The 9,508-nt window shown below is 38.0% G+C and carries 10 protein-coding genes and 1 tRNA gene; 6 read left to right on the top strand and 5 right to left on the bottom strand.

Annotation, left to right across the window (positions count from 1 at the left end; translation table 11 throughout):
- Positions 1-2 precede the first annotated feature (2 nt).
- Both ACTJJF_RS13455 and ACTJJF_RS13450 read right to left on the bottom strand, forming a co-directional pair.
- Positions 3-77, bottom strand: a tRNA-Val gene (locus ACTJJF_RS13455).
- A 49-nt stretch (positions 78-126) separates the two neighbouring features.
- A complete protein-coding gene (locus ACTJJF_RS13450) occupies positions 127-1,371 on the bottom strand; it encodes a bifunctional folylpolyglutamate synthase/dihydrofolate synthase (protein ID WP_440699972.1) in 1,245 nt (414 codons plus the stop codon).
- A gap of 169 nt (positions 1,372-1,540) precedes the next feature.
- Between ACTJJF_RS13450 and ACTJJF_RS13445 the strand changes: the two genes are divergently transcribed.
- The 5 genes from ACTJJF_RS13445 to ACTJJF_RS13425 are packed head-to-tail and all read left to right on the top strand — an operon-like array spanning position 1,541 to position 5,743.
- Positions 1,541-2,866 carry a TolC family protein gene (locus ACTJJF_RS13445; RefSeq protein WP_312297450.1) on the top strand — a complete coding sequence of 442 codons (1,326 nt, stop codon included), beginning with the start codon at positions 1,541-1,543 and terminating at the stop codon, positions 2,864-2,866.
- 1 nt (position 2,867) lies between these two features.
- The gene (locus ACTJJF_RS13440) at positions 2,868-3,458 is read left to right on the top strand and encodes a SprT-like domain-containing protein (protein ID WP_440699971.1); all 591 of its coding nucleotides are present in this window, start codon (positions 2,868-2,870) and stop codon (positions 3,456-3,458) included.
- A gap of 2 nt (positions 3,459-3,460) precedes the next feature.
- Positions 3,461-4,543: a mannose-1-phosphate guanylyltransferase gene (locus tag ACTJJF_RS13435; protein ID WP_312297447.1), complete on the top strand. Its 1,083-nt coding sequence runs from the start codon at positions 3,461-3,463 to the stop codon at positions 4,541-4,543.
- A gap of 32 nt (positions 4,544-4,575) precedes the next feature.
- Positions 4,576-5,238, top strand: a complete 663-nt coding sequence (locus ACTJJF_RS13430; RefSeq protein WP_312297444.1) for a hypothetical protein — start codon at positions 4,576-4,578, stop codon at positions 5,236-5,238.
- A complete protein-coding gene (locus tag ACTJJF_RS13425) occupies positions 5,207-5,743 on the top strand; it encodes a GNAT family N-acetyltransferase (protein ID WP_440699970.1) in 537 nt (178 codons plus the stop codon). The genes ACTJJF_RS13430 and ACTJJF_RS13425 overlap by 32 nt, the downstream gene beginning before the upstream one ends.
- Before the next feature lie 92 nt (positions 5,744-5,835).
- On the opposite strand, the gene bcp is transcribed toward ACTJJF_RS13425, so the two are convergent.
- Positions 5,836-6,285 (bottom strand): thioredoxin-dependent thiol peroxidase, encoded by a 450-nt coding sequence (bcp, locus tag ACTJJF_RS13420; RefSeq protein WP_440699969.1) that lies wholly within the window; start codon positions 6,283-6,285, stop codon positions 5,836-5,838.
- A gap of 33 nt (positions 6,286-6,318) precedes the next feature.
- Here bcp and nth point away from each other — a divergent pair, with 33 nt between their 5' ends.
- On the top strand, positions 6,319-6,939 hold the full coding sequence (gene nth, locus ACTJJF_RS13415) for an endonuclease III (protein WP_126652995.1): 621 nt from the start codon (positions 6,319-6,321) through the stop codon (positions 6,937-6,939).
- 183 nt (positions 6,940-7,122) lie between these two features.
- On the opposite strand, the gene ACTJJF_RS13410 is transcribed toward nth, so the two are convergent.
- Together ACTJJF_RS13410 and ACTJJF_RS13405 are read right to left on the bottom strand one after the other, a co-directional pair.
- Positions 7,123-7,569 carry a DinB family protein gene (locus ACTJJF_RS13410; RefSeq protein ID WP_440699968.1) on the bottom strand — a complete coding sequence of 149 codons (447 nt, stop codon included), beginning with the start codon at positions 7,567-7,569 and terminating at the stop codon, positions 7,123-7,125.
- A gap of 76 nt (positions 7,570-7,645) precedes the next feature.
- The gene (locus tag ACTJJF_RS13405) at positions 7,646-9,442 is read right to left on the bottom strand and encodes a DUF885 domain-containing protein (RefSeq protein ID WP_440699967.1); all 1,797 of its coding nucleotides are present in this window, start codon (positions 9,440-9,442) and stop codon (positions 7,646-7,648) included.
- Between the last annotated feature and the right edge of the window lie 66 nt (positions 9,443-9,508).

The following is a 9,508-nucleotide window of genomic DNA, read 5'->3' as shown; positions in this document are numbered from 1 at the left end:
TGTGGGTCCTGAGGGATTCGAACCCCCGACCCTCTGGGTGTAAACCAGATGCTCTGAACCAACTGAGCTAAGAACCCTCTAGACTTTGTTATTGTTTCCTCGTTTAGAGTGGTGCAAATATACAACTTATTCTTTAATCTCCAAATTTTTTTCTAAAAAATCTCCCACTACAAAGTTGCTTCCGCCAATAAAAATCATTTCTTCATTTGTACATCGTTCTTTTGCAGACAGATACGCTTCCTGTACAGAATTAAAAATTTTATAAAAAATTTTCGCCTCCTGAAGCAGGTTTTCGTAATCTTCAGGATGTCTTCCCCTGTTGATGGATGGTTTGGCAAAATAGAACTCAGAATTTTCAGGAAGCAATGCCATCACTTCATCTATTTTTTTATCATTTACGAACCCCAAAATGATATGCTTGTGTCTGTCGATTGAATTTAATTGTGAAAAAACATACTCCAGACCTGCCTGATTGTGTCCCGTATCACAAATCGTAAGCGGATCTTTTGAGAACTCAAACCAGCGGCCAATGAATCCTGTATTCTGATGAACCTGTAATAATCCCTGTTCAAGATTCTTGTCTGAAATCTTCACCTGCAATTTTCTTAGTTCTTCCACAATTCCCAGAACAACACGGATGTTTTTCTGCTGATAATTCCCTTTGAGGTCAGAAGAAAGATTGGTGTGCAGGAGAGTTGCATCTATAAAAGGAGCGTTTTCCTGAGCGGCTTTCTCTCTGATAATGTTTTTAACCGTTTCATTTTCATCGCCGGAAATGATCGGAACCCTGTTTTTAATAATTCCGGCCTTTTCAAAAGCAATTTCTTCTATAGTATTTCCTAAAATATTCTGATGATCTAACTGAACATTGGTAATTGCCGACACAAGCGGTTTAATGATATTGGTAGAATCCAGTCTGCCGCCCAATCCCACTTCAATAATGGCAAAATCTACCTGCTGCTGATAGAAATATTCAAAAGCCATAATGGTAGTGAACTCAAAAAAAGAAGGACGGATGTCTTCGGGTATATTTTTAAGCTTTTGAATAAAATCAAAGACAAATTCTTTACCGCAGTTTTTTCCATTGACTTTAATCCGTTCTGTAAAGTCGATGAGATGAGGTGAGTTGTAAAGGCCCACTTTATAACCTGCTTCCTGAAGAACCGAAGCGAGCATATTGCTTGAAGAACCCTTTCCATTGGTACCGCCGATATGGATACATTGTATCTTGTCCTGAGGATTTCCAAAGTAAGCACAAAGCTTCGTGATGTTGTCCAGACCGGGTTTATATGCCTTCTGTCCATCTATCTGATAATTGGGCATCTGTACGAAAAGCCATTCGATCGCTTCCTGATATTGTTCATTTGTCATGGTGCAAAATTCCCAAAAGTTTTTTTAAAATAAAATATAATTTTTCAATCTGTAACTTTTTTATATTTAATTCGTCTAATATTGAAAAATCTTAATATGAAATCGCTGTGGTTTGTAAGCTCAAATAATGCGATTCCATAGGACCAATAAAACAAATAAACATTTACATATGAAAAAAGTTTGGATCATCGTTTTTGGATTAAGTTATCTGGGGGTATGCGCTCAGAAAAAATGGTCCTTAAAAGAATGTGTAAGCTATGCAGTGGAGCATAATCTTCAGGTTATCCAAAATCAATATACCAAACAGAGCCAGGAATATAATCTTAAAATGGCCAAAAAAGAATATCTTCCCTCTGTATCAGGTAATATGACCAACGGGGTAAGTTTTGGACAGGCATCATTAGGTACGGGAAGTATCCGTAATGACAGGTTTAATAATTCTGTGAGCATAATGGCCGATATGATGATCTACAATAACGGGAGGATAGAAAAGACCGTAAGAAAAGCCCAGTTTGATGTAGAAGCAAGCCAATATGATATTGAAACCATTAAAAATGATATTTCTCTTCAGATCGCCCAGCAATATCTGACCGCCCTGCTGAATAAGGAGATTGTGAAAATTTCCCAAAGTGCGGTAGAGAACGCCAAAAAACAATCTGACAGAGCTAAAATTACAACCCAGGTAGGAACAACTGCCCAAACGGTTCTTGCAGAAGCAGATGCTGCTTTGGCCAGAGAGAAACAAAACCTTAAAACGGCAGAAGTAAATGTGGGAAGAGCATTATTTGCCATCGCTCAGCTTTTACAGCTTCCGGATTATAAAGATTTTGATGTAGAAGATGTGAATGTGCCGGAAACGCTTGATTCACAATTGACGACAGCAGATGAGGTGCTTAAAACAGCCTATGAGATACAGCCGCAGATCAAAGCCGCAGAAAGCAGAATAAGAGCTGCAGAAGCTCAGACTGAAGTGTCTAAAACATCCTTCTGGCCTTCCTTAAGTGCCAGCGCTGGACTTTCAACTTTCTATAATAACCTGTTGAATAATAGTAATCTGGGTGGGCAGCAAAATTCTTTTTTCCAGCAATATGATGATAACTTCGGACAAAATGTTGGACTATCGCTCAGAATTCCTATTTTTAATAAAGGAATTACAAAACTGCAGGTTGAGCAATCCAGATTAAATGAAAGTGTGGCTAAAAATACACTTGAACAACAGAAACAAACCGTAAGACAGAATGTACAGAAGGCACAGTTTGATGCTGATGCCAATTATGAAAATTACCTGGCAGCCGTAGAAGCAGAGAAAAGTTCCAAGCTGGCGCTTGACTTTGCAGACAAAAGCTATGCTGCAGGAAGAACAACGATTTATGACGTTAATGTAGCAAGAAATAATTATGCAAATGCACAGGGATCAGTAGCACAGGCAAAATATAATTATCTTTTCAGCCTTAAGCTCCTGAATTTCTATGCGGGAATTCCACTAAGTTTGTAAAATGTCTATTCAATCATTAGAAAAATACTTACCACAAAATACACTCAAATACTTAAGGGTATGGTTCTCAGAATACTATATCCACATTAAAGTTACACGAAACAGAAATTCAAAGCTGGGAGATTACAGAAAGCTTCCGGATAACTCTCATGAGATTACAGTCAATTCTACACTGACTCCGCAGCTTTTTTTCTTTGTATTGACCCATGAGCTGGCACATCTGATTGCTTTTGAAAAATACGGACGCAGAATCTCTCCTCATGGCAATGAATGGAAGGAAACCTTCAGAAATATGCTTCTGGAAAGCCTTGAAGTATATGATGAAGATCTGAAACCTATCATCATGAGATTTTCCAAATCCCCTAAGGCCAATTTTATGGCGAGTCCTGATCTGGTAAGGTACTTTCATACTGAAAAACAGGATGATAGTCTCCAGTTTATCGAGGAACTTCAGAAAGGGGAATTCTTTATATATCGCAACGAAAAGTATTTATTCGAAGGTCTGGTTAAAAAAAACTATCTTTGTCAGAACCTGGCTACCGGAAGGAAGTATTCTTTCAAAGCTTTGGCCAGGGTAGAAAAATGTAGCTAAGAATGTTAAAATCAGATAGATACTGTGTTATAATGGCAGGAGGGATCGGAAGCCGGTTCTGGCCGATGAGTACGCAGAAATTTCCAAAGCAGTTTCAGGATATTTTAGGAACCGGACGCACCATGATTCAGCAGACCTATGACCGGATCAGCAAGGTAATTCCTAAAGAGCACATATTCGTGATCACGAATAAAGAATACGTTGCACTTTCTCATCAGCAGCTTCCTGAAGTTCCTGAAGAAAATATTGTGGGCGAGCCTCTTATGAAAAATACAGCAGCCTGTAACCTGTATATGGCGAACAAAATTGCTGAAATCAACCCGGATGCAACCATGATTGTACTTCCGGCAGATCACCTGATCCTAAAAGAAGATGTGTTTTTGGAAAAAGTGGAGCTTGCCTTTGAGGTGGCTGCAAAAAACGATTATCTGGTAACACTTGGGATTACTCCTACAAGACCTGATACCGGGTACGGCTACATTCAGTTTGTAGAAAAAAAAGGATCAGAATATTTTAAAGTAAAAACATTTACGGAAAAACCGATCCTTGAAATTGCCCAAAGCTTTTTAGAAAGTGGGGATTTCCTTTGGAATGCAGGAATATTTGTATGGAATGTAAAAAGTATTCACCATGCTTTTGAGATGTATCTTCCAGAAATGATGCAGCATTTTATGGCTTGTGAATACAATTCTGAGAAAGAAAATAACTGCATAGAACTAATTTATCCTAAAGTTCAGAAAATTTCTATTGATAACGGAATATTGGAAAAGGCGAAAAATGTATACGTAATTCCTTCAGATTTAGGATGGAGTGACCTTGGAACCTGGACTTCCGTGTATGAAAATACGGAAAAGGATGAAAATGGAAACGCTGTAAAGCTGAAACATTTATTGGCCTACAACTCAAAAGGAAATATCATTCGTTTGAAAAACAATAACAAGGCCGTGATCATCGACGGGCTTGAGAATTATATTGTGGTGGATACAGACAAAGCGCTTCTGATCTGTCCGCGTGATAATGACCAGCTGATTAAAGACTATGTTCTTGATTTAAAGAACTTTAAAAAGGGCGATAAGTTTATGTAATATTTAGTATATTTTCTGCTGATTTTTAAGTTATGATTAAAGCCGCAACCAGATTTTTCATTTTTGTATGTTTATTTGCAGGTGTTTTGGGGTATTCCCAGAACAAAAAGAAGTTTTCAAGTATTCCCAATATGCTGCAGCAGATCGATCCTGATAACAAAGTGGGTTCATGGGTATTGGTGTACAATAATTATGGAAAAGGAGAGGAGATCAAAACTTCAGGTAAACTGGATTATGTTCCGCAATTCTCAGGTTTTAATCTGTTTCCCAGTGAAGACAGTTTTTATTATATAGCCTATTCTGAAGGAGGTAAGATCAGTTATGTGCTTGACACGGAAGGGTTGAAACGGTTTGTAGGAAGGATAGATAATGCCCAGGAAGCGGCTATCGTACTGGCTTCAGAAGGATATGTCGTAGATGAAGAATTTAAAGATCTGGCAGGCAATTATCATGAGGATGCATCTAATTATTATCTTGATTTAGGAAAAGTAACTTCAAAGGAATGCCCTTACCAAAAGACCCATTATACACTGACTGTTAATAAAGCAACCGGTACAATAACCCATACGAAGGACAACGGAACCTATATTGAGCTTTATAATAAAAAATGTGCTAATAATCCGAGACTTTTAAAGATCGAAAAAAAGGAAGAACCCAAGAAAGATGAGCCTAAAAAAACATCCAAGCGCAGATAATACCTATGAGACCGAACGATTAATACTTCGTCCGATGTCTCCACTTGAAGACAGAGATTTTGTCTTTGACCTCTATAACAGGCCTAAATTTGTTCAATATATTGGCAACCGTAATGTAAATTCCGCTGAAGATGCTGAAAACTATATCCTGAACAGATTTGCTCCCCAGATTGAAAAACTGGGATTCGGAAACTATCTTCTGGTGACTAAAGAAGGAAATGAAAAAATAGGAGCTGTAGGAATATTTCAGAGAGAAGGGCTTGAGATCCTTGATATCGGATATTCTTTACTGGAAGAATTTGAAGGAAAAGGATATGCTTTTGAAGCTGCTCAAAAGGTGAAATCTATTGCATTGGATGATTTTGGATTATCAAAAATATCTGCCATCATTTCAAAAGATAATATTTCTTCGCAGAAACTGATCGAAAAATTAGGGATGAGGTTTAAAAAACACGTTATACTTCCCGGCGAAACTGAGGTATTAAATTACTACGAAACCGAATAATAAATCCCCAAAAAAATATTTTCACAAATAACACAGTGATATAAATTGTGTTATTTGTGAAAGTATTAGTGATATCTGTGTTTCAAAAAGAATTATCCTTCCAGAATCTGTTCAGCAGCAGTCTTTGAAGTTACTTTTTCAATCACTCTGGTGCAAACTCCGTTTTCATCGAAAATAAAGGTAGTTCTTACAATTCCCATATAGGTTTTTCCAAACGTTTTTTTCTCCTGCCAAACCCCGAATTTTTCTATAATATCTCTGTTTTCATCAGCAATAAGATCATAAGGGAATGTAAATTTGCTGTGGAAATTCTTCTGTTTCTTTACGGTATCTCCGCTCACTCCCAATAGCTGAAATCCGGCTTTTTTAAGCTTTGAATAATTATCGCTCAGGTTGCAGGCTTCCACGGTACAGGTTGGTGTATTCGCTTGCGGATAGAAGAAAACGACCAGCTTTTTTCCGATTAATTGTGATGAACTTACTGTTTCTCCGTCTTGATTGGTTCCTTCAAATTCAGGTAATTTGTCTCCAACTTTCAGCATAATAATTTAATTTTGTCCAAATTTAAGGGTAAAATGACAAAAAAGCAAAGAGCCGAACTGGTTCAGACAGAACTGGATAAATTATATCCCACCACACCTATTCCGTTAGATCATACCGATCCGTATACATTAATGGTTGCTGTAGCGCTTTCTGCACAGACCACAGATAAAAAGGTAAATCAGGTAACTCCAGACCTTTTCGCTGTAGCAGGAACTCCCCAAAGAATGGCAAAACTGGAAGAATTTGAAATTAAAGAACTGATCAAAGAAATAGGATTATCCAATACAAAGGCTAAGAACCTGAAAAGAATGGCCGAGCTTTTACTGGAAAGGCATAATGGTGTTGTTCCCCAAACTTATGAAGAATTGGAAGCACTTCCGGGGGTAGGGCACAAAACAGCTTCAGTGGTCATGAGCCAGGGATTCGGTTTTCCTGCTTTTCCGGTAGATACCCATATTCACCGTCTGATGACGCAATGGAAGCTCACTTCGGGAAAAAACGTAGTGGAGACAGAGCGTGATGCCAAAAAGCTCTTCCCCGAAGAAGTCTGGAATAAACTTCACCTCCAGATCATTTTCTATGGAAGAGAATATTCGCCGGCAAGAGGAAAAGGAGAGAAGGATTTTATTACGAAAATGATGTTTGAGAAATAACGCATTTTATTTTAACGCTAAGTTCGCCAAGGTTTAGAAAAAATTAGATCAAAAGTTCGCTAGGACACTTTGTTTAGCAAAGGCAATATTTTCCTAGCTAAGTGAAAGGCCCTAGCGAACGAAAAAGAGAACGCAACAATTACTTTGTGATCATTGCGTTTATTTTAGTTTTTAATTGATGGATTAAATGTCCAATAACCTTCTGTGATAATTAATCTGTCCCAAATGGTAATCCAGATGAGCAACCAGATGGATCAGGAAATAATCTGTGGTCATTTTGCTCTCAAAAACAACCAGCGGGTATTCTTTTTTAAGATCTTCTTCAGACAATTGTGGTAGAACAGAATCTATTATAGCTATGGTGGCTTCAACTTTTTCAATAAGCTCAGCTTGTGGGATATCTTTTAATGAAAATTCAAGTTCACGATGCCTTATATAGCCTGTATTTCCAAGCTGTGCTCCTATAAAATGATTGATATTTCCAACCAGATGAAGGGTTAGATTTCCTGCAGAATTGGAAATGTTTTTGTCAGTCTTCCAAAGATTTTCTTCCTTTTGATAGGCTTCTATTTCTGTTTTTAATTTATTTAAATCTCTATTATAAAGAGATCTGAGGCTTTCTGTGATCATATCAATTTTGTTTATTTAGAAGAGTGAAATAAAAAAGGGTACTTCGTTGAATCGGTACCCTTTTATTAATATAATTTTATTTCTGTTTTTTTGCCCAAAGCTCCATCTTTCTGTTCAGAACATCCAGTGGAAGACATCCCTGGCTTAGAACTTCATCGTGGAAACTTGCCAGATTGAATTTATTTCCAAGTTCTTTCTGGTATTTTTCTCTCAATTCACGGATTCTCAGAGAGCCGATCTTGTAGCCCAGGGCCTGACCAGGCATTGCCATATATCTTTCAACTTCAGCTACTGCCGATCCTTCATCATAAGAAATATTGCTTAGGAAATATTTAATAGCCTCTTCTCTCGACATTTTTCCCGTGTGAAGACCTGTGTCTATCACTAATCTTACCGCTCTCAGCATCTGATCACTCAAATACCCCATTTTTTGATACGGATCTGTGTATAAACCAAATTCAGGGCCTAAAGTCTCACAATAATGTGCCCATCCTTCACCATATGCTCCAAACCATCCGAATCTCATAAACTTCGGAAGCTTTGTGTTTTCCTGCTGAAGAGAAACCTGATAATGGTGTCCCGGAATGGCTTCATGAAGGAAAAGAGACTCCATTCCTGAAGTAACGTTGAACTTCGTAGGATCAGGAAGCGGAACATAAAATATTCCCGGCCTTTTTCCATCAGGAGTCCCCGGCATATATTCGGCGCTGGCACTTGCTTCTCTGAACTTCTCCGTCTGTCTGATCTCAAACTTTGTTTTAGGCGTTACATTGAACATAGTTTTAAGCTTAGGAGTAATTTTGGTCAGGATACCATTGAACCCAGCCAGAACATCCTTAGCACTCTTATAGGTCATCGCTTTAGGATCTGTTTTCACATAAGTGATAAACTCTTCCAGGGTTCCGGAGAATCCTACCTGCTGTTTTACTTTTTCCATTTCTGCACGAAGCATCGCTACCTGCTGCTGCCCGATCTTATTGATTTCATCAGGTGATTTCTTAGTGGTAGTCCAGCTTTTTACATAATAGCTGTAAATTTCATTCCCATTAGGCAGACTGTTGTAACCATCCGTATCTCTGGCTTTTGGCAGGTATTCTTTTTCTAAAAAAGCCCCCATTTTGGTATAAGCGGGAATGATCTTTTTCGTAATGGCGTCTTTATAAAGTGCTGTAAATTTATCTTTTTGGGCTTGTGTGAAGCCTTTAGGAAAGTTTTTTACGGGTCCGTAAAAAATATTTCTTTCCATATCTGTGGTGGTGATTTCCTCGGCTTTCATTTGGGGAATCATTTTGACAACCAGCTTTTTAGGAAGAACCATTTTATTATTGATCCCTTCACGGAAGTTATCTGCTGCGGCATTCATCCATTCCGGGAATTTTTCCATTCTTTTCAACCAGTCGCTGTAATCCTTTTCTGTTTTAAAAGGCTGGTTTCCCTGTCCGCTTCCATACAAAGGAAAAGTTAAAGGAAGACCGCCGAACTGTGTAAAAGGAATATATTCCGGATGATAGGCATAGGCTTCAATTTTATCTTTTAAAGAATAATCCAATACATCATACACTACTTTATCTTCATCAGGAAGACTTTTATAATCTACCTGCTCAAGCTGCTTCTGTACTGAGCTGTAGAATGCAATTTCTCCTGAGATAAAATCTTTATCAATATTGATAGGAAGCTGGTCATTGTATCTTATATCTCCCTGAGCCGTAGCATCTAAAGGATAAAGTTTAAGGTACTGCTCATAATACCTGGCCGCTATAGAATCCAGATTGCTTGGTGTGACTTTCGTAAGGGGTGAATCTGACTTTTTGCACGAAGCAAGCCCGATCATCAATCCTATCCCCAGGATACCTTTTGATAAAATATTTTTCATTGGCAGAAACTTTATGAAACAAAAGTAAGTATTATTGGGAGATTCCTGCCCATAGTCCCGATTGAT

The organism is Chryseobacterium sp. 22458 (assembly GCF_052044975.1).
In the GTDB taxonomy this organism is placed as follows: domain Bacteria; phylum Bacteroidota; class Bacteroidia; order Flavobacteriales; family Weeksellaceae; genus Chryseobacterium.
The sequence above is the reverse complement of the archived record's forward strand: the minus strand, read 5'-3'. Positions and strand labels throughout refer to the sequence as shown.

Bases quoted from the DNA above. Each gene is read 5' to 3' on its own strand.
- ACTJJF_RS13450 (WP_440699972.1), bottom strand. From the start codon at position 1,371: ATGACAAATGAACAATATCAGGAAGCGATCGAATGGCTTTTCGTACAG.
- ACTJJF_RS13445 (WP_312297450.1), top strand. From the start codon at position 1,541: ATGAAAAAAGTTTGGATCATCGTTTTTGGATTAAGTTATCTGGGGGTA.
- ACTJJF_RS13440 (WP_440699971.1), top strand. From the start codon at position 2,868: ATGTCTATTCAATCATTAGAAAAATACTTACCACAAAATACACTCAAA.
- ACTJJF_RS13435 (WP_312297447.1), top strand. From the start codon at position 3,461: ATGTTAAAATCAGATAGATACTGTGTTATAATGGCAGGAGGGATCGGA.
- ACTJJF_RS13430 (WP_312297444.1), top strand. From the start codon at position 4,576: ATGATTAAAGCCGCAACCAGATTTTTCATTTTTGTATGTTTATTTGCA.
- ACTJJF_RS13425 (WP_440699970.1), top strand. From the start codon at position 5,207: ATGAGCCTAAAAAAACATCCAAGCGCAGATAATACCTATGAGACCGAA.
- bcp (WP_440699969.1), bottom strand. From the start codon at position 6,285: ATGCTGAAAGTTGGAGACAAATTACCTGAATTTGAAGGAACCAATCAA.
- nth (WP_126652995.1), top strand. From the start codon at position 6,319: ATGACAAAAAAGCAAAGAGCCGAACTGGTTCAGACAGAACTGGATAAA.
- ACTJJF_RS13410 (WP_440699968.1), bottom strand. From the start codon at position 7,569: ATGATCACAGAAAGCCTCAGATCTCTTTATAATAGAGATTTAAATAAA.
- ACTJJF_RS13405 (WP_440699967.1), bottom strand. From the start codon at position 9,442: ATGAAAAATATTTTATCAAAAGGTATCCTGGGGATAGGATTGATGATC.